Here is an 18499-nt window from a genome sequence, read left to right on the forward strand (position 1 = left end):
ACCTGTGGGAGTGGGCTTGACCCGCGATGCATTCAGGCGACCTTGACGATCCAGCCCGCCGGCGCTTCGACATCACCGCTCTGGATACCGGTCAGCTCGGCGTAGAGCTTCTGGGTCACCGGACCGACTTCGGTCTCGCTGTGGAACACGTGCAGCTTGCCGTTGTACTGGATGCCGCCGATCGGGGTGATCACCGCAGCGGTGCCGCAGGCACCGGCTTCGCTGAAGCGGTCCAGCTGGTTGATCAGCACGTCGCCCTCGATCACCTTCAGGCCCAGGCGCGATTCGGCCAGTTGCATCAGCGACAGGCGGGTGATGCCCGGCAGCACCGAGGCGGATTTCGGGGTCACGAACTCGTTGTTGGCGGTGATGCCGAAGAAGTTGGCCGAACCCACTTCCTCGATCTTGCTGTGGGTCAGCGGGTCGAGGTAGATGCAGTCGGCAAAGCCGGCCTTCTTGGCCTCATAGCCTGGTTGCAGGCTGGCTGCGTAGTTGCCACCGACCTTGGCGGCGCCGGTGCCCTGGGGCGCGGCACGGTCGAAATCGGAGATCAGGAACTTGTGCGGGGTCATGCCGCCCTTGAAGTACGAGCCAACCGGGATGGCGAAGATCGAGAAGATGAACTCCGGCGCGGTGCGTACGCCGATGTTGTCACCCACGCCGATCACGAACGGACGCAGGTACAGGGCACCCTTGCCGTGCGGCGGTACGAAGCGTTCGTTGGCCTGGACCACCTGCTTGCAGGCCTCGATGAACTGTTCGGTCGGCACCCGCGGCATCAGCAGGCGATCGCAGCTGCGCTGCATGCGCAGGGCGTTCTGGTCGGGGCGGAACAGGTTGATCGAGCCATCCTTGCAGCGGTAGGCCTTCATGCCTTCGAAGCATTGCTGGCCGTAGTGCAGCGCGGTGGAGCCTTCGCTGATGTGCAGTACGTTGTCTTCGGTCAGGGTGCCCTTGTCCCACTCGCCATCACGGAAGTAGGAAAGGTAGCGCTTGTCGGTCTTGATGTAGTCAAAGCCCAGCTTGTCCCAGTTAATGCTCTCGTTACTCATGGCACCCTCGATCGGTTGGCAAATGCCTGTATGGTCAGGCCACGCATATTGCGCAAGCAGCCACGATAATACATCCCGTGCAGATCGGAAACGGGCAGATGCCGATTGCGCCGGTGCCCGGCCGCCAGCGCTTCAGGTCCGGCGTGACGAGCGTGAGTGGTCGCGCCGCCATGGGCTTGACCGACGCAGGGCTCGTGGAGCATTGTGCGTGACATGAATATCGACCTGTTGACCTCGACCCGCACCACCACGACCGCCATCGGCGGGCGATGGGTGGCTGTGTAAAGCGAACGCAGCAGGTCACCCAAGGCCCCGCCAGTAATGGACGGGGCCTTTTGGTTGGCGCGTCCGGCTGGCATCTTAAGGAGAGACACCATGCCCGTACGGCGCGCGTTACTGATTCTGGATATGCAGGTCGGCCTGTTCCATGGCCCCGAACAGCCCTGGCAGGGCGATCGGATACTGGCCAACATCAACCGCCTGATCGGCACCGCACGGGCGGCCCGGGCGCCGATATTCGTCGCGCGCCACACCGGCCCGCAGGGTTCGCCGATCGAGGCCGGCAGCACACCCTGGCAACTGCTCCCGGCGCTGGAGGTAGACGAGCAATACGACCGTGTGTTCGACAAGTTCCGGCCCAGTGCCTTCTGGAACACGCCGCTGCGTGAGTGGCTGCAGCAGGCGGGCGTTGAAGAGCTGGTGGTGGTCGGCATGAAAACCCAGTACTGCGTCGATACCAATTGCCGCGTTGCTGCCGAGCTGGGCGTGCGCCCGGTACTGGTCAGCGACGCGCACACCTGCATGGATACCCCCGGCCTAGGCGCCGAGGCCATCGTCGCCCATCACAACCTCACCCTGGGCAGTGGTTTTGCCACCTTGTGCGTCACCGAAGCCGTGCAGTTCTGATTGCGGCATGCACAGCTGCCCCTGCAACTGCAGGTGTTGCAGGAACACCAGGTCATGGGACGCCACCAGCAGGGTCCCCTGATACTGGCAGAGCATCTGTTCCAGGGCCTGCAACGATGGCAGGTCGAGGTGGTTGCTGGGTTCGTCGAGCAACAGCAATTGCGCTGGCTGGTCGCTGTAGAGTACCGCGGCCAGCGCTGCCTTGAGCCGTTCGCCGCCACTGAGCAGGCCGCTGGGCAGGGTGATGCGGTCTGCATCCAGGCCCAGTTGCGCCAATCGGGTGCGCACGCTGCTCTGGTCGAGTTCACGGCACGCCTCGCGCACATGCTCCAGCACGCATACGCTCGGGTCGAGCAGGCTGCACTGCTGGTCCAGGTACGCCACGCTGGCGCGGGTCTCGCATTCACCCTTTCTAGGCGGCAGTTGCCCGGCCAGCACCTTGAGCAACGTGGATTTGCCGCTGCCGTTGGCGCCGGTGAGGGCAAGGCGCTGGCCGACGTACAGCACCAGGTCGAGCGCGTGCGGATGCTCGATGTGGGGTAGCTCAAGGTCACGCAGCCAGGCGATCTGGCTGCCTGGCGGCAACTGACGTGCCGGCGCGTGCAGTACCACCGGCTGCTGTGGGTCCAGGCGTTGAGCGGCTTCACGCACCTGGGCGTCCATGGCCTGGCGCGTGGCCAGGTGGTTGCGCTGCTGCCTGCCTGCGGTGGCCTCGCTGCGTTGCTGTTGACGGTCGAGCAGGATCTTCGCCTGGTTGCTGTGCCTGGCCTCGTGGCCGGCCCTGGCCTGGTGGCGTTCGAGGCGCTCGTGTTGACGCTGCAGGTCGCGGGCCTGGCGCTGGCGTTCGAGCTTCAGACGCTCGAGATTGCGCTCGGCCAGTTCGGTGTCGCGGGCCTTGCAAGCGGTGAATGCGCTGTAGTCGCCCCCGTAGCTGTGCAGGCCCGAGGGCGACAGCTCGACGATGCGCTGCATGCTGGCGAGCAGCATGCGGTCGTGGCTGATGACCAGCAGCCCCTTGTTCCAGCGTTCGAGCATGATCATCAGGGCGGCGCGGCTGGGGGCGTCCAGGTGGTTGGTGGGCTCGTCGAGAATCAGGTAGTCGGCGTCGCCGAGAAACGCACCCAGCAGTGCCACGCGCATGGCCTGGCCGCCGCTCAGCGTTTCGGCGGGGCGATCCCAGCGCAGCATGCCGAGCTGCTCGCGGGCCAGGTGGCTGTGCAGTTGCTCGCGTATGTTCCAGCGTTCGCCGACAGTCTCGAAGTCGCTCGCGGCGGTACTGCCAGCCTCGATGCGTTGGAGCGCTTCTATCACCTGGCGTACCTGGGCCAGGTCGGCGACCGTGGTGCGGGAGGTGATCGGCTGTTGAGCGAGGTAGTGCACGCGCCCCTGGCGCAGGCAGCGGCCATCGCTGGGCTCGAGCTGACCGGCCATCAGGCGTGCGAGTATGGATTTGCCCACGCCGTTGCGCCCCACCAGGCCGGTGCGGCGCTGGTCGAAACGTTCGGTGAGGTTGGAAAACAGCAGCCTGCCATCTGGCAGTGCATAGGTGACGCTGTCCAGCGTCAGGGATGACGTGTTCGTCATGCGAACCTCCAAGGATGCCTGGTGCTTCCCCCGGTGACGGGGCTGAAGACGGGCCGTCTGAAACGACGGTGGCATCAATGGCGCATTGGACGAATACCTCGGGATGCGGGAAAAGGCCTGTAGTCTAAGGGGATAGCGGCAGTCGGTAAAGGCCCTCCAGTGCCATTACCGGTCGAGTTTTTCATAGCCTATCGCGCCCGAGACGGGTTGTGCCCGGCTGATATCGAAGGCGTGTTCGAGTAGCGGCCTGGCTTGCTCCCATTGCGCGGCGCCCGTACCGTCGCGCCCTGTTACCGAGAGTGCGATCAGCTGTGCACTGAGGTGCTTCAGATCAAGCGGCTGGGCGTCATTGGCCGTTTCCGGCAGCCTGTCTGCCACCTTGTGGCGGCTCGAGTCCTGTTTGGCATAGTTGCCGAACTGTTCGACGCCCTGCACCCCTGCCAGCCGAGAGACGTGCTCATCATGCAGGGGGAAGCGCCGTACATGGCTGTCGGAGAAGGAGTCCTGCAGCAGGTGCAGTAACGAGCCCAACGCCAGGTTCTGGATGGTGCTGGCAGCATGCTCATTGTGCGAATCGTCACAGCGCGACTCTGTCCAGCCGTGTCCTCGCAGCATTGCATTGAGTGCGGGCATACGCGTGCAGTTCTTGCTGAAAAGGTCTTCGGGCTGCCATAGCAACCGTCGGGTGTTGCTGTGGGTGAGCGACTGGCTGAACTGCTCGCCACCTTCGGGGCTCATCAGTTGCGGCACGCTGCGAAAGTAGCGGTTCTTGGGGATTTCTCCGGTGGAAACACGGAATGTGAATTCGGCCCACATCATGATTCTGGCGCGTGTTTGTGTCGTGGTTTCCAGAGCGCTTGAGGCCATGGCGTGAAGGTACTGCATGTCGCCGCAGTGGGTGCGATACATGAGGTCCCAGGTGGGATTGATCTGTGTTGAACGCTTGCACGAGTCTTTGAACGAAAGGTAGAAATCCACTGGTACACCCGTCTTCATGAAACCCAGCGGATCATCGTTCCAGCGTGCGCCCGCGATGAGGCTTTCGATGAAGTTCTGATCCGCTTTAAGGGCATCGGGAATCGCTGCCTGCCTGATCGATGCCAGGGTCAGGTTTTCGTGTACCGCCTCGCTGAAGACACGAGTGTAGGCACCATTGTTCACCTTGCCGTAGGGTGACAGTTGGAAAGCGCTGGCCGATGCACTGACCAGGCACAGTGTTGCGGCGGACAGGATACGGTAGGCTCGCACGCTCGAACTCCCTTTCAGTGTGCCGGCAGGCTTTTGAGCAGCGTAGACGAGTTGCGTTTAGTGCGCGCGGGCTGAACGGCCCCTTTGGTCTATCCGGCAACGAGTACTTTGAAAGGGCGGTGCAGATCAACGCTGTTGCACCAGGAAGGCTTCACCGCGGCTTGCCATACGCCTGGGTGATGCGGTCGATCACGATCGCCAGCGCAACGATGGCCAGCCCGGCCTCGACCCCCTTGCCCACGTTCAGTGTCTGGATGCCGGCCAGCACGTCCTCACCCAGGCCGCGCGCGCCGATCATCGAGGCCACCACCACCATCGACAGCGCCATCATCACCGACTGGTTCAGGCCGGCCAGGATGCTCGGCAGCGCCAACGGCAATGCCACCCGGCGCAAGCGCTGCCAGCGGTTGGCGCCCAGCCCCTGAGCGGCCTGGGTCAGCGACGGGTCCACCTGCGACAGGCCCAGTTCGGTGAGGCGTACCAGCGGCGGCAGGGCATACACCAGGGTGGCGAAGATCGCCGGCACCTTGCCCAGCCCGAACAGCATCAGCACCGGGATCAGGTACACGAAACTGGGCAGGGTCTGCATCACGTCCAGCACCGGCATCAGCAACCGGCGTGCCAGTGGCCGGCTGGCCAGCAAGATGCCGAACGGAATGCCGATCAGGAGGCACAGGCCGGTACTCACCAGCACCAGCGCGCAGGTCTGCAGCAGCTTGTCCCACAGGCCGACCACCCCGATCAGAAACAGCAGGCCGCTCAGCAGCAGCGCCCGCCGCACACTGCGTGTGGCGTGCCAGGTCAGCAGTGCCACCAGCGCCAGCAGCAACCACCACGGCGTGGCGCGCAGCAGGTTTTCCAACCCTACCAGCAGTTGCAGCAGCCCGTCCGAGACCGCCCGAAGCTGGTCGCCGTAGGCCAGCACCAGCCAGTCGACGAAGCGATTGACGCTGTCTGCGAACGAAACGTGCAGCGCCTCGGGAAAGCCCGTACTCACAGGGCCGACTCGACCCTGGTCGCCACCTCGGCGGGCAGCCAGGCCTTCCAGATGCTCGGGTTCGCCTTCAGAAAGGCCTGCGCTGCAGCGTCCGGCGCCTGGCGCTGCTCGCTCATCGTTGCCAGGGCGCTGTTGAGGGTGGCGATCGGCAGATCGACCTTGGCGAAGAATGCCACCAGCTCCGGGTATTGCTCGCGAAACGGCGCCGATACGCCGATCGACAGCCTGGCCGGCAGCGAGCGGGTGCCTTTGGGCTCGGGGTTGCCGGGGTCGGTGAGGGTGGCCCAGGCCTGGGCGTCGAATGGCGGCTCTTCAAGGCGCACCAGCTCGTAGCGGCCCATCAGCGGGGTGGGCGACCAGTAGTAGAACAGCACCGGCTTGCCACGGCGGATGGCGGAGGTGATTTCGGCGTCCAGCGCCGCGCCCGAGCCGCTGCGAAAGTTCACGTACTGCCCGTCCAGCCCGTAGGCCTTGAGCTTCTGGCTGTTGACGGTCTCGGAGGTCCAGCCGCTGGGGCTGTTGAGAAAGCGGCCCTTGTCGGGTGACTCGGGGTCCTTGAACAGTGGGGCATGGCGCTTGAGGTCCTGGACGGAACGCAAGTCCGGGGCCAGTGCCTTGAGGCCGCGCTGTTCATCGCCCTTGATCACGTAGGCGGGCACGTACCAGCCTTCGTCGGCGCCCTTGACCGTGTCCCCGATGCTGAACACCTGGCCGGCCTGCTCGGCCCTGGTCCAGGCCGGGCTGCGGCCAGCCCACTCCTCGGCGATCACCTGGATGTCGTTGCGCGCCAGCGCCACCTCCATGCTCACGGTGCTGCCGGGCAGGGTGTCGGTGGGGTAGCCGTAGCCTTTCTCGACGATAAAGCGCAGCAGTTGCGTGGTCAGGCTGCCGCTTTCCCAGGTGATGTCGCCAAAGTGGATGGGGGCCGCAGCGGGCGCCGCCAGGCTCTGGGAGGCTAGGCCCAGTGCCAGCAGGGCGCCGCCGATCAATTGTGTCAGTCGCTTCATGTCGTCTCACTTGCCGCGCCGCTTCAAGGTCAGGCAAGTGTAGTAGACCCGCGCCAGGGGTTTAGCGCAGTACCGCCAACTTGATGCTGAAGCCCACCAGGCACATGCCGGCCAGGCGTTCGAGCAGGTTCGAGACCTTGGGGTTGGCGCGCAGGCGGGCGGCCAGGTTGTGGGTCAGCAGCACGGCCACCAGGCCATACAGGAAGGTCAGCACGGCAATGGTCACCGCCATGAAGCCGAACGTCACGAAGCCCTGATGCCGGACCGGGTCGACGAACAGCGGAAAGAACGCCATGTAGAACATGATCGCCTTGGGGTTGAGCAGGGTGATCATCATGGTCTGGCGCAGGTAGTGCTTGGACTTCATCGGCCGTACCGGCGTGCTGCCGGGTTTGGCCAGGGCCATGCGCAGGCCCAGGTAGGCCAGGTACGCTGCACCCAGCCATTGCACGGTATGGAACGCTGCCGGGTAGGTGGTGAGCAGCGCTGCCACACCGGCCACGGCCAGCCACAACAGCACCTGGTCACCCAGGATGACGCCGAAGGTGGCGCCCAGGCCGCCTTTGATGCCGCCCTTGCCGGTGGCAGTGATCAGCGCGAAATTGCCCGGCCCCGGGATCGCCAGCAGCACCAGGAAGGCAATCACGAAGGCACCGTAGTCCGTTACGCCAAGCATGGGGAAACTCCGTGTTACCTATCAGGATTCGAGTGCATACGATACGCCTGCGCTGCGCCGGTGCGAACCCCGTGTTGTGCATCTGGCCCGAACAATCGCACAGCGATGTGCGCCTGCTGCCAGCCCGGCAGGTCACGCCCGGGCCCGTGCAACTTCCGGTTTCTCACGTACACGCTGGGCTTTGCCCGGCTGATCCGGCCGGGCTGCGCTGTTCTACTGGGGGCTCTTTGTACCTCTGGAGCAGGCGATGCAACTTTGTTACGCAGCCAACATGCACGGCATCTTCAACCGTGCTTTCCCTACCGAGTCGCAGCCTGTGGCTGGCGGTTGCCGGGTAGTCGTACACCGGGGCGTGCTCTATTGCGCCTACAACGCCGACGGCAACGTGGCCGAATTCGTCGCGAAAGTGAGTGGCATCGACGTATGGACGACGCCGGCGGTGCTGCCACTGATGGTGACCCCGAGCAGGTCACTGGCGCTTTTTGTGTTCAAGGACAAGGTCCATGCGTTTCGAAGCGATGACCAGGGTGAATACACCCTGGCCTCCTACAACGACACGCTCATGGGGTTCGAGCCCATGACGTTGAGTCAGCCCATGCACGGCTCGCCGTCGCTGGTGGAGTTTCAAGGGCGGTTGCACGCCTTCTATCGGCACGGCCACACGAGGCAGATCGAGTGCCTGAGCAGCGAAGACCTGGAAAACTGGGGCAATGGCCCGGTGCTCAGGGCCAGGGGGGTAGCGGTGACCACCCCCGACGACCCGATCGCCATTGTCTACCAGGGCCTGATCCACCTGTTCTACAAGGATGGCGATGGTCGGACCCTGTTGGTGAAGTACGACGGCAAGCAGGCCTGGACCGAGCCACGGGTGTTCATCGAGCAGGCCTACCCGTTCATGCCGGGTGTGACGGTTCACGCGGGGCTGCTCAAACTCGCCTTCACCCGCAGCATTGCCAATGCCGACGGTCGCGCGCTCTATCAATACGCCTATGACGGCAATGCCCTCAGCCCGGCAACGGTCAGCAGCAACCTGGCCGCTACCGAGCGGGTGGGGCTGGGCGTGCTCGATGGCGAGCTGTTTGCGCTGTTCCAGAAGGCCTGACCCGGTGGAGGTGTTCCCATGCCCGTTGACCGTGTCATTGGCCTGTACATCGACAACAACCTGGTGCCCGACATGCCGGCCGTTGTGTTCGAAGAGCAGGTCGACGTGGTGTTCATGGACGCGGTGGCGCTGCTCGCCGCCGCCAGGCCCCGGGACTGCGTGCATACCCTGGTCTACCTGAACTACATCGTTTCGGCACGCCTGATACGCAGCAGCAACCATGAGGCACAGGCCGGCTATGGGGCATGCATGACCACCCTGTTGCGCCGCTGGTACAGCGACACCACGGTGCTGCAGCATCTTCAGGCCTCGCCAGGGCTGTATCGTCATGGCGTGATGATCGGGCTCTACCGTGTGCACCATGCCCTGGTCATGAATGGCCTAAGGAGCGTACAGGGGCCACACCTGCTGGATCCTGGCGACCCCTTGCGCATGCTCCAGCACGGGGTCATGGCCATCTTCGGCCCGTGGCATGCGCACATTCGCCTGCATGGGCGCATTCGTGATTACTACCACAGCCGAGTGAACACTGCAGGGCCCTCGGCACAGATCGAAATAGGTCGCAGCGCGCGCACTGAGGTGCCGATACGGGTGGCCACCTGGAACCTGCAGGGCGCATCGGTCAGCACCGAGAGCAAATGGTTGACCGGGGTCCTGCCGCTGCTGCGCAGCAACGATGTGGTGGTTCTGCAGGAGGTCGGCGTTGCCCCGCATTCTGCGGTGTTCAGCCGCACCGAACGGGTGGCCGACCAGTTCGGCAGTCACCACGACATCCATGTCTACAGCTGGCAGGCCGGCACCCGCAGCCGGCCCGAGCGCTACCTGATCTACTTCCTCGATGTGCAGCGGTTGCGGGTGAACCTGGCGATCGTGATGCCTGACCCCGGCGAGTTCATGGTCAGCCAACTGGCCATCATCTCGGACGGGCAATTGCCGGTGGCGGGCCCGCCCCTTTACCGCCCGGCCATGGGGGTGCGTGTGAGGCGACGAGCGCTGGCGGGCAACACGCCGGAGCTGGCGATCTTCAACCTGCATGCCATTTCCGGCGGGGGCGTCAACGCCGCGCGCATGTTGAGGGAGATCAGCTGGCACACCGATACGCCGTTCGCGCTGCTGGGGGATTTCAACCGCGATCCGCGACCGACCACTCCCCCGGTGCCGACGCGTGGCAACTGGGTGTCGCCCGAAGACATCGCCCGTATCGAGCTGGCGGGCGGCAGCACCCACCCCAGCGTGGCGCCGAGCAACATGCTGGACTATGCGGTGACCAATGGCACCTCGCAGGTGCCGGCGCCGGGGAACGTCTCTGCGCCGGGGGCATCGGACCACCGCTCGGTGCATTACAACCTGACCTTCAACTGCTAGCGCCGGCAGGTGCCGCGGGATTTTCCCAGCGTCGCTAATTTATCCGCACGCCGCTTCGTCTCCTCCAGTAGCGCCCGTACGCCTCCCGCGCCACGAGCCTCATTCAACCAAGGAGACAGGCAATGACTTCCGTATTCGATCGCGACGATATCGTGTTCCAGGTTGTGGTCAACCACGAGGAACAGTACTCCATCTGGCCGGACTACAAGGCTATCCCCAACGGCTGGCGCACCGTCGGCAAGAGCGGTTTGAAGGCTGAGTGCCTGGCGTACATCGATGAGGTATGGACCGACATGCGCCCGCTGAGCCTGCGCCAGAAGATGGCCGAAACCGCTGCGGCGCAGTGAGGGGCGGCACGTGTCGTCACTGACCCTGTTGTGCCTGCCGTACTCGGGTGCCAGCGCCATGGTCTTCAGCCGCTGGCGGCGCAAGGTGCCCGCCTGGTTGAACGTGCGCCCGGTGGAGCTGCCAGGGCGGGGTGCACGCCTTGGCGAGCCGTTGTACACCGACATGCAGGCCCTGGCCCGGCAACTGGCCGCCGAACAGAGCCTTGTCGCCCACCAGCCCTACGCGGTGCTGGGGCACAGCCTGGGGGCGCTGCTGGCGTTCGAGCTGGTGCACGAGCTGCAGGCGCTGGGCTGCCCGCCGCCGGTGGCGTTGTTTGCCAGCGGTACGGCGGCGCCGACCCGTCGTGAAGGCTACGACGACGAAAGCTGGCGCGAACCCAAGAGCGACCCGCAACTGATCGAAGAGTTGCGCACCCTGGGCGGTACTTCGGAGGAAGTGCTGGGCAACGAGGAACTGATGAGCCTGACCCTACCGGTGTTGCGCGCAGACTTTCTGTTGTGCGGACGCTACGCCTATCGGCAGCGCCCGGCACTGCGTTGCCCGCTGCATGTGCTCGGGGGCGAGGAGGATCGCGCGACCCAGGAACAGTTGCTGGCCTGGCGTCAGGAGAGCCAGGGTGATTTCTCGCTGGCGCTCTTCCCCGGCGGGCACTTCTTCATCCATGAGCATGAAGAGCAGGTGCTGGGCGTGCTCAGCCAGGCCCTGGAGCCGCACCGCCTGACCGCATGAGCCTCGCGTGGTAGCATCCGATCGGGCCCGGGCAGCCATCGCGCTGCCCGGGTTTCTGTCCGCAAGCCGCCTGGCGGTGACACCCATCGCCCCGGCGCCCGCCATGGAGCGCACGCAATGCTGATCGACCCTACCCAGGCCACGCTGCTGGTCATCGACGTTCAGGAAAAACTCATCGGCGCGGTCAGCGACCCTGCCGGCACGCTGGCCCGCACCCGCTGGTTGCTGGCGGCGACGGCCGAACTGGGGTTGCCCACGGTGATTTCCGAACAATATCCCAAGGGCCTCGGGCACACCGTCGGGGCACTGCTCGAGGCGGCGCCCGCTGCCGAGGTGGTGGAAAAGGTGCACTTTTCCTGCGTGGCTGCCGACTGCCTGCCCGCCAGCCTGCTGGCCCGCCACCAGGTGATTGTGTGCGGCATGGAAACCCACGTGTGCGTGCTGCAGACAGTGCTCGGCCTGCTGGCGCTGGGCAGGCAGGTGTTCGTGGTGGAGGACGCCTGCGACAGCCGCAGCCTGCTCAGCAAGAGCGCCAGCCTGCAGCGCATGCGTGATGCCGGCGCGCAGATCGTGACTCGCGAGATGGTGCTGTTCGAGCTGCTGGGCAGCGCCGGCCACGAGAAATTTCGCCACATCAGCAAGACCTTCCTGGTCGGCGAGCAACCTTGAGGGTGGGCGGATCATGTTGTTCGTGGTGATGCTGGGGGGCAAACACCCCCGGGCCCGCATCGAAGTGCACGATGTGGTGTTCGTGGTGGCCCCGACCCTCGAAGCGGCCTACCCGCAATTGCGCGAGCAATGGTTCGGCAGCGCCAGGGGCGTGCACATCGATTCCTGGCTGGAGGTCGACGGGGTCGACGGCTACAAGCTGCACTGGTCGGACATGCAGCCGGCTGCCGGCGAGCCACGCCTGTATTTCATCAACCTGGGCGGCTACGAGCCCGGTGCGTTCGGCGAGGCGCACCAGTACCTGTTGGTGGTGGCCACCAGCAAGGCCCAGGCCAAGGCCATCGGCAAGCAACGCATGGCACGTCACTGGAGCCAGGCGCACACCGATGCAGTGATGGACGTGGATGACTGCATCGCCATCGACCAGCTCGGTGGCCGATACGTGCGCCTGATTGCAGGCGAGCATGCCCCGCTGGTGCAGCGCAGCGACTACATCGTGCTGGGCTGATGGGCGAGCTTGATGGCTATTTGCCGTTAGCCTGGATTACAGTACGCGCTTCATTTTCTGCCCTTACAGGATGTTCCGATGCGTTCACGTGCACTGTCTGGCTTCTGCTGCGCACTCACCCTCAGCGCTCTGCCGAATCTGGCCCTGGCCCAGGCCACGGTGGCCCAGGTGTTCAATGGCGAGATGCTGGGCACCAACCTGCGTTTCTTCGAGTCGGTAGCCGGTGTTGCGCGTACCTCGTTCGGCGACACCCATACTTACAAGGTGCAAGGCTGCGAAATCACCGCCACGGCCGGCGGCGGCACGGTCAGCGAGCTGCGCATGGAGCTCTCGTCCACCTGCAAGGCAGACCTGAGCACGTTCATCGGCGACTTTGCGCCGCCGGCCGCGCAGCCCCTGACGTTCGGTGCAATGGCCGGGTCTTCGGGAGGCGGGCTGGAGTTCTACGCCAGTTGCCTGAGCATGTGCGGCAATGCCGCCGACCCGTCGGTGTACGCGCTCTGGCAAGGACCGCGGGCAGTGGGGTTTACCGAAGTGCTGCTGGAGGTGGTGCTGGTGGATGATGAGGCCAGCGCGGCGGCCGGTCACTGGAGCGAGGCCATGCAGAAGGCCAAGGGTGACGACTTTGTGGTGGACACCCGCTTCAACTGCGAGCGCACCTTCGATGAAGTGGCGCAGGCCAGCTTCGACAAGGTCAAGGTCAATGCGGTCACCATCGGCACCGAGTTGACCAAGCCGGGCTGCTGACGGTTTGCACGGGCCGGCCCCGGCTGTGTACTGTGGGGCCCTCGACCGATAGCCGGGGGCTGTATGCCTTTACGCGGATGGATGGTGCTGGCCACGCTGGCGCTGCTGTTGCAGGGGTGCGCCGGCCAGCGTGGGGCGCAACAGACCACGCCGGCCCAGGTGCGCGCCACGGTGGTTGCACTGATGCCAGCCGCCACTGGTGACCGTGAAGGGTGGGCGGCGGACATTCAGACGGCGTTTGCCGCACAGAAGCTCGACCCCAGCCGCAGCAACCTGTGCGCAGTGCTGGCGGTGACCGAGCAGGAGTCGACCTACCAGGCCGACCCGCAGGTGCCCGGCCTGGGGCGCATTGCCCGCGTCGAGATCGACCGGCGTGCGGCGCGTCTGCATGTACCGCAGCGGCTGGTGGAGGCCGCGCTGCAAACCCACTCGCCCGATGGCAGAACCTACAGCCAGCGACTGGCGGCGGTGCGCAGCGAGAAGCAGCTGAGTGCACTGTTCGACGACCTGATCGGTTCGCTACCGCTTGGGCGTACCTTGCTCGGCGACCTGAACCCGGTGCGCACTGGGGGGCCGATGCAGGTCAGCATCGCGTTCGCCGAACGCCACGCCCAGGACTACCCCTATGCCTACAGCGGCACCCTGCGCCAGGAAGTGTTCACTCGGCGCGGCGGGCTGTATTTCGGCATCGCCCATCTGCTGGGTTACCCAGCCAGCTACGAGCAGCCGCTGTATCGGTTTGCCGACTTCAATGCAGGCTGGTACGCAAGCCGCAACGCGGCGTTCCAGCATGCGGTCAGCCAGGCGTCGGGCGTGGAACTGGCGCTGGATGGCGACCTGATCGCGCCAGGGGCGATTTTTCCGGGTGCCACTGAACAGGCGGTACGGCGCCTGGGTGACAGGCTCGGCCTGCGCAACCCGACCATTCGCAGTCAACTGGAGGAGGGGGACAGCCTGGCATTCGAGCGCACGCGGCTGTATCAGCGGGTGTATGCACTGGCCGAGGCGGCTGCGGGCAAGCCGTTGCCGCGGGCGCAGTTGCCAGGCATCGAACTCAAGAGCCCCAAGATCACCCGAAAGCTGACCACGGCATGGTTTGCCAAACGGGTGGATGAGCGCTATCGGCGCTGCATGCAGCGCTGATAGCACGGGGCAGGCTCAGGCGCTGGCCAGGGTCGCGCTGGCGCGGGCGTTGCTGGCGCGCTGGCCCAGGCTCTGGTACAGCGACTGGCCGATCTCGGCTGCGCGCACCGGCAGTACCGACAGCAGGGTATCGCTCAGGCCGTGTGACGCTTCGCAGAAGCCCTGCAGGTAGACCGCCGCGTTGAGCTCCGGGCTGGCCAGCACGCGATAGTCGCGGTCCACTTCGAAGTCCTTGAGGTGCTGTTGCAGTGGCGCCAGCAGCTCGCGATGGGAGCGGCGCTCATAGCCGGTGGCAAGAATCACCGCGTCGTACACGTGGGTCTGCTGAATGCCGGTGGCCAGGTCGCGCAGGGTCAGCTCGATGCCCTTGTCGGTGCTGACGGCGGCCTCGATGTTGCGTCGGCACAGAACGGCGTGACGGTACTGATGGGCGACTTTCTGACGGTAGAGCATGCCGTAGATGCGTTCGATCAGGTCGATGTCCACTACCGAGTAGTTGGTGTTGTGGTACTCGGAGATCAGCTTGGCACGCTCGGCCTGGGGTTGGTTGAACACCAGGTCGGTGTAGTCGGGGGTGAAGACCTCGTTGACGAACGGGCTGTCATCGGCCGGCTTGAGTGCCGAGCCACGCAGGATCATGTCGGCCTTGACCGACGGGTAGCTGTCGTTCAGGTCGATCAGGGCCTCGGCGGCGCTTTGCCCCGAGCCGATGATCGCGATGCGCATGGGCTTGCCCTGGGTGCACGGCAGTTGTTCCAGGCTGTTCAGGTACTGGGAGTGGTGGAACACGCGCGGATCGTCCTTGAAGGGCGCGAATACCGGCGGGATCTTCGGCGTGCCGCCGCTGCCCACCACCACCGAGCGTGCCCGGCGCAGGCGTTCATGGCCCTGGGCGCTGCGGGAGATCACGCGCAGGTGGTCGATACGCCCGTCCAGCAGTTCAGGTTCCACGCGCAGGATCTCCTCGCCATACACCGCCTGGGTGGCGAAGTGCTCGGCGGCCCAGCGCAGGTAGTCGTTGTACTCCAGGCGGCAGGGGTAGAAGGTGCCAAGGTTGATGAAGTCGGCCAGGCGCTTCTTCTGGTGCAGGTAGTTGACGAAGCTGTAGGGGCTGGTGGGGTTGCGCAGGGACACCAGGTCCTTGAGGAAGGAAATCTGCAGTTCACTCTGGGTGGCCAGGGTGTTGCCGTGCCAGCGGTAGTCGCTCTGCTTGTCGATGAACAGCGCATCGAGGGCATGGCCGTTGGTCTGGGCGAGTTCTTCCAGGGCGATGGCCAGGGCCAGGTTGGAGGGGCCGAAGCCGACGCCGATCAGGTCGTGGATTGTTTCGGATGATGCAGTCTGGCTCATGGGTGCGATTCCTTGGAGGGTCGAGTGGGGGGCGTGTGTGGCGCGCGCCCCGAATCCTGCGCAAATACACCGATAGAACGAGCTGTCAGAGCCAGAATTTACTCGACCTCTTCGGCATGCACAGGCGGTCGGCCAGTTGAAGTTCTCGCACATTGAAGCGCAGCAGGGGAGTGGGGCTTGGCAGTAAAGCCCGAAGGCTGCCGCGCAAGGCGCGGCAGCCTCGGCGGGTCAGTCGACCGCAGGGCGGTTCTGGCTGCGTTCGGCCTTGTAGCGGATCGCGACGGCCGGGGCGGGTTTGGCGTCGCCGGTTTCCAGCCATTGGCGCATGCGGCTGGCATCGGCGAAATGGGTGTACTTGCCGAAGGCATCGAGTATCACCATGGCCACCGGGCGATTGTCCATCCGCGTCAGCAGCACCAGGCAATGGCCGGCCTCGTTGGTGAAGCCGGTCTTGGTCAGCTTGATGTCCCAGTTGCTCTTGTTGACCAGGTGGTCGGTGTTGCGAAAGCCCAGGGTGTAGTTGGGTTTGTTGAAGGCCACGGTCTTTTCGCGGGTGGTGCTCAGCTCGCTCAGCAGCGGGTAGCTGCGCGCGGCCAGCAGCAGCTTGCTCAGGTCGCGAGCGGTGGACACGTTGCTGGTCGACAGGCCGGTGGGTTCCACATAGCGGGTATGACTCATGCCCAGGGCCTTGGCCTTGGCGTTCATGGCCTTGATGAAGGCGGTGTAGCCACCGGGGTAGTGGTGCGCAAGGGTCGCGGCGGCCCGGTTTTCCGAGGACATCAGGGTAATCAGCAGGGTGTCGCGACGGTTCAGCTCGCTACCCAGACGAACCCGCGAGTACACGCCCTTCATTTCCTTGGTCTGGGCGATGGTGATGGTCAGGGGTTCGTCCATGGCCTGCTTGGCATCGAGCACCACCATCGCGGTCATCAGTTTGGTGACCGAGGCGATCGGCACCACACGGTCCGGGTTGCTCGCATAGAGCACCTTGTTGGTCTGCAGGTCGATCAGCAGTGCACTGCCCGAGGCCAGGTGCAGCTTGGCAGGGTCGCGCTGGACCTGGGGGGCCGGTTGGGCAACAGCGTTCGACGTGACGCTGGCAGTGCCAGTGAGCATCAGCAGCAGGCTGAGAATAGACAGGGAGGTTTTCACGTTGGTGCTCACTAAATGTAGGTATGTCGTTGGCTGTGCACGGGTTTTTTATTACAAGCCGTTACATTCTAGGAGTATGGTCGAGTCTGTGTCGATTGCCCCGTAAACATTGGGCGAACTATGAAATTTATTTAACCCTGGGCTTCGTTTGCAGCGGCTGGATCGGCGTGCCGAACCAGCCGAGCGGGACCTTAGCGGGACTTGAGGTAGCCGGCGGTGACGGCCTTGAGCAACTCGTGGCCTGCCTCGGCCGCCTTGGCGGGCGTCTGTGGCAGCTTGTACTGGCCGCTGAGGATGATCGCCAGGGTCATCTGCTGCGCGGCGGCAAGGGGGTGTTGGGCTGGGTCGAGCGGGGCTGGAAATCCTTTTTCAGCGGTCATGCGAACTCCTGGGTTCAGGCTGTGAGGGTATGCCAGCCTAGGCCTGAACGGCGATCAAGCCAATGCGGGCGGTTTCCCCGACAGCCAGCGCCCTGCCCGCAGGCAGGGCGCAGGGCCGGTGCTACCAGCGGGGCGGTCCGTAGTACACCGGTGGCGGGCCGTAGTAGCGCTCGCGGTAATACGGCGGCGGCACCGGTACGTAGCGCTCCACAACCGGATACGGCGGGTACGGCTGGTAGTACACCGGCGGCGGCGGGGCCTGGACATACACCGGCGGGGGGCCGTAGTAGGCCGGCTGGCGCCCGACGTAGACGGTACGGTCGTGGGTGCCGGACACCACCGCACCCCCCACGGCACCGACGACGGCCGCGCCCAGCACCGGGCCCGCACCCCCCTGCCAGCCGCCGCCACCACCGTGGGCGGCCGCTTGCCCGCAGACGGCCAGGGCGCCAACCAGCAGGGCGATTCTCGGGATGTGACGGTTCATGAAGACTCCTCGGTTTGCAGCCCCGGCGCTGGTGCTGTCGAGACACCCAAGACGTGGCGCGGGGATACCCATAAGACCGCAGCCCCCGGAAAAATGGCACGGGCGTTGAGTAAAGGTTGTGTAAGCCCCGATCAACGGTTCGGTGGGCAGTGAGTGCATACTGGTGCCCCTGCCGTTTTCAGGAGCCAATCGATGACCCCCAGCAAAGACACCGTTTTGTGCATGTCCCTGGCCGGGCGCCCCGGTACCTTCGGCGTGCGCTTTCATAACCATCTGTACCAGCAGCTGGGGCTGGATTACTACTACAAGGCCATGACCACCACCGACCTGCCGGCCGCCGTGGCCGGCATTCGCGCGCTGGGTGTGCGTGGGTGCGGTGTGTCGATGCCGTTCAAGGAGGCCTGCATCGCGTTGCTCGATGAACTGGACCCCTCGGCGGCGGCCATCGATTCGGTGAACACGCTGGTCAACACCCAGGGGCATCTCAAGGGCTTCAACACCGATTACCTGGCGGTGCGTCAACTGATTCACCAGCATCGCCTGGACCCTGCATGGAGCGTGGCGCTGCGCGGCAGCGGCGGCATGGCCAAGGCGGTGGCGTGCGCGCTGCGCGATGCCGGTTTCAGCGACGGCACGATCGTTGCGCGCAATCGCGAGGCCGGCGAGCGGCTGGCCCGCACCTGTGGCTATCGCTGGCAGGCCGAGCCACACGGTGTGCGGGCCCGGTTGCTGGTGAACGTGACACCGATCGGCATGGCGGGCGGGGCCGAGGCGCAGCAACTGGCCTTCGAGCACGAGCAGATCGAGGCGGCGCAGGCGGTGTTCGACGTGGTGGCGATGCCGGCGCAGACGCCCTTGATCGTGGCCGCCCAGGCTGCTGGCAAACCAGTGGTTACCGGGCTGGAGGTGATTGCGTTGCAGGCGCTGGAGCAGTTCGTGCTGTATACCGGGGTGCGCCCCGATTCACGGCAGATCGCCGAAGCGGTGGCGTTTGCGCGGGGCGATTGAGCCCTGCAGGCAGGTTCGCGCCAGGCAGTGAGCGGGAGCGG

Annotated in this window: 20 protein-coding genes; 10 read left to right on the plus strand and 10 right to left on the minus strand. The window is 65.0% G+C overall.

Translation table 11 applies throughout. The annotated features are described in order from the left end of the window. Positions 1 to 32: 32 nt before the first annotated feature. Positions 33 to 1052: a branched-chain amino acid aminotransferase gene (locus MF6396_RS12670; protein WP_078480492.1), complete on the minus strand. Its 1020-nt coding sequence runs from the start codon at positions 1050 to 1052 to the stop codon at positions 33 to 35. Positions 1053 to 1427: 375 nt separating this feature from the next. On the opposite strand from MF6396_RS12670, the gene MF6396_RS12675 reads away from it, so the two are divergent. After that, the gene (locus tag MF6396_RS12675) at positions 1428 to 1958 is read left to right on the plus strand and encodes a cysteine hydrolase family protein (RefSeq protein ID WP_058541887.1); all 531 of its coding nucleotides are present in this window, start codon (positions 1428 to 1430) and stop codon (positions 1956 to 1958) included. Here MF6396_RS12675 and MF6396_RS12680 read toward each other — a convergent pair. The 5 genes from MF6396_RS12680 to MF6396_RS12700 all read right to left on the minus strand — a co-directional run bounded on the left by MF6396_RS12680 (position 1869) and on the right by MF6396_RS12700 (position 7470). Continuing rightward, complete coding sequence (locus MF6396_RS12680) at positions 1869 to 3542, minus strand: ABC-F family ATP-binding cassette domain-containing protein (RefSeq protein WP_063612029.1); 1674 nt, start codon at positions 3540 to 3542, stop codon at positions 1869 to 1871. The two genes, MF6396_RS12675 and MF6396_RS12680, sit on opposite strands and share 90 nt — an antisense overlap. A 165-nt stretch (positions 3543 to 3707) precedes the next feature. Beyond that, a complete protein-coding gene (locus MF6396_RS12685; protein WP_058541888.1) occupies positions 3708 to 4790 on the minus strand; it encodes a hypothetical protein in 1083 nt (360 codons plus the stop codon). Between the two features lie 151 nt (positions 4791 to 4941). Then, on the minus strand, positions 4942 to 5787 hold the full coding sequence (locus MF6396_RS12690) for an ABC transporter permease (RefSeq protein WP_043863053.1): 846 nt from the start codon (positions 5785 to 5787) through the stop codon (positions 4942 to 4944). Next, positions 5784 to 6794 carry an ABC transporter substrate-binding protein gene (locus tag MF6396_RS12695; protein WP_054915702.1) on the minus strand — a complete coding sequence of 337 codons (1011 nt, stop codon included), beginning with the start codon at positions 6792 to 6794 and terminating at the stop codon, positions 5784 to 5786. The genes MF6396_RS12690 and MF6396_RS12695 overlap by 4 nt, the downstream gene beginning before the upstream one ends. 61 nt (positions 6795 to 6855) lie before the next feature. Next, positions 6856 to 7470 (minus strand): LysE family transporter, encoded by a 615-nt coding sequence (locus MF6396_RS12700; protein ID WP_043863051.1) that lies wholly within the window; start codon positions 7468 to 7470, stop codon positions 6856 to 6858. A 247-nt stretch (positions 7471 to 7717) separates the two neighbouring features. Here MF6396_RS12700 and MF6396_RS12705 point away from each other — a divergent pair, with 247 nt between their 5' ends. From MF6396_RS12705 to MF6396_RS12740, 8 genes are all read left to right on the plus strand, one after another. Beyond that, entirely contained in the window at positions 7718 to 8572 is an 855-nt protein-coding gene (locus tag MF6396_RS12705; protein ID WP_078480494.1) for a hypothetical protein, read from the plus strand. Between the two features lie 18 nt (positions 8573 to 8590). Further along, the gene (locus MF6396_RS12710) at positions 8591 to 9937 is read left to right on the plus strand and encodes an endonuclease/exonuclease/phosphatase family protein (protein ID WP_058541890.1); all 1347 of its coding nucleotides are present in this window, start codon (positions 8591 to 8593) and stop codon (positions 9935 to 9937) included. Positions 9938 to 10059: 122 nt separating this feature from the next. After that, a complete protein-coding gene (locus tag MF6396_RS12715) occupies positions 10060 to 10284 on the plus strand; it encodes an MbtH family protein (RefSeq protein ID WP_043863048.1) in 225 nt (74 codons plus the stop codon). Between the two features lie 10 nt (positions 10285 to 10294). Continuing rightward, positions 10295 to 11014, plus strand: coding sequence for a thioesterase II family protein (locus tag MF6396_RS12720; RefSeq protein ID WP_043863047.1), 720 nt, complete (start codon positions 10295 to 10297; stop codon positions 11012 to 11014). A 117-nt stretch (positions 11015 to 11131) separates the two neighbouring features. Beyond that, entirely contained in the window at positions 11132 to 11683 is a 552-nt protein-coding gene (locus tag MF6396_RS12725; RefSeq protein ID WP_078480495.1) for a hydrolase, read from the plus strand. 13 nt (positions 11684 to 11696) lie between these two features. After that, positions 11697 to 12191: a DUF1543 domain-containing protein gene (locus MF6396_RS12730; protein ID WP_043863045.1), complete on the plus strand. Its 495-nt coding sequence runs from the start codon at positions 11697 to 11699 to the stop codon at positions 12189 to 12191. Positions 12192 to 12269: 78 nt separating this feature from the next. After that, positions 12270 to 12938 (plus strand): hypothetical protein, encoded by a 669-nt coding sequence (locus MF6396_RS12735; protein ID WP_054915706.1) that lies wholly within the window; start codon positions 12270 to 12272, stop codon positions 12936 to 12938. A gap of 63 nt (positions 12939 to 13001) precedes the next feature. Beyond that, entirely contained in the window at positions 13002 to 14081 is a 1080-nt protein-coding gene (locus MF6396_RS12740) for a DUF1615 domain-containing protein (protein WP_078480497.1), read from the plus strand. A 15-nt stretch (positions 14082 to 14096) separates the two neighbouring features. Here the strand turns inward: MF6396_RS12740 and MF6396_RS12745 are convergent, their stop codons facing one another. The 4 genes from MF6396_RS12745 to MF6396_RS12760 all read right to left on the minus strand — a co-directional run bounded on the left by MF6396_RS12745 (position 14097) and on the right by MF6396_RS12760 (position 17450). Beyond that, positions 14097 to 15431, minus strand: a complete 1335-nt coding sequence (locus MF6396_RS12745) for a lysine N(6)-hydroxylase/L-ornithine N(5)-oxygenase family protein (RefSeq protein WP_043863042.1) — start codon at positions 15429 to 15431, stop codon at positions 14097 to 14099. Positions 15432 to 15659: 228 nt separating this feature from the next. Continuing rightward, positions 15660 to 16583 carry a D-alanyl-D-alanine endopeptidase gene (gene pbpG, locus MF6396_RS12750; protein ID WP_078480536.1) on the minus strand — a complete coding sequence of 308 codons (924 nt, stop codon included), beginning with the start codon at positions 16581 to 16583 and terminating at the stop codon, positions 15660 to 15662. A gap of 191 nt (positions 16584 to 16774) precedes the next feature. Next, positions 16775 to 16963: a hypothetical protein gene (locus MF6396_RS12755; RefSeq protein ID WP_043863041.1), complete on the minus strand. Its 189-nt coding sequence runs from the start codon at positions 16961 to 16963 to the stop codon at positions 16775 to 16777. 121 nt (positions 16964 to 17084) lie between these two features. Beyond that, positions 17085 to 17450 carry a hypothetical protein gene (locus tag MF6396_RS12760; RefSeq protein WP_078480498.1) on the minus strand — a complete coding sequence of 122 codons (366 nt, stop codon included), beginning with the start codon at positions 17448 to 17450 and terminating at the stop codon, positions 17085 to 17087. 192 nt (positions 17451 to 17642) lie between these two features. On the opposite strand from MF6396_RS12760, the gene MF6396_RS12765 reads away from it, so the two are divergent. After that, positions 17643 to 18458, plus strand: a complete 816-nt coding sequence (locus tag MF6396_RS12765; protein WP_043863039.1) for a shikimate 5-dehydrogenase — start codon at positions 17643 to 17645, stop codon at positions 18456 to 18458. Positions 18459 to 18499: the final 41 nt, after the last annotated feature.

Origin of the sequence: Pseudomonas sp. MF6396, assembly GCF_002018915.1 — a bacterium.
Classification (GTDB): domain Bacteria; phylum Pseudomonadota; class Gammaproteobacteria; order Pseudomonadales; family Pseudomonadaceae; genus Aquipseudomonas; species Aquipseudomonas palmensis.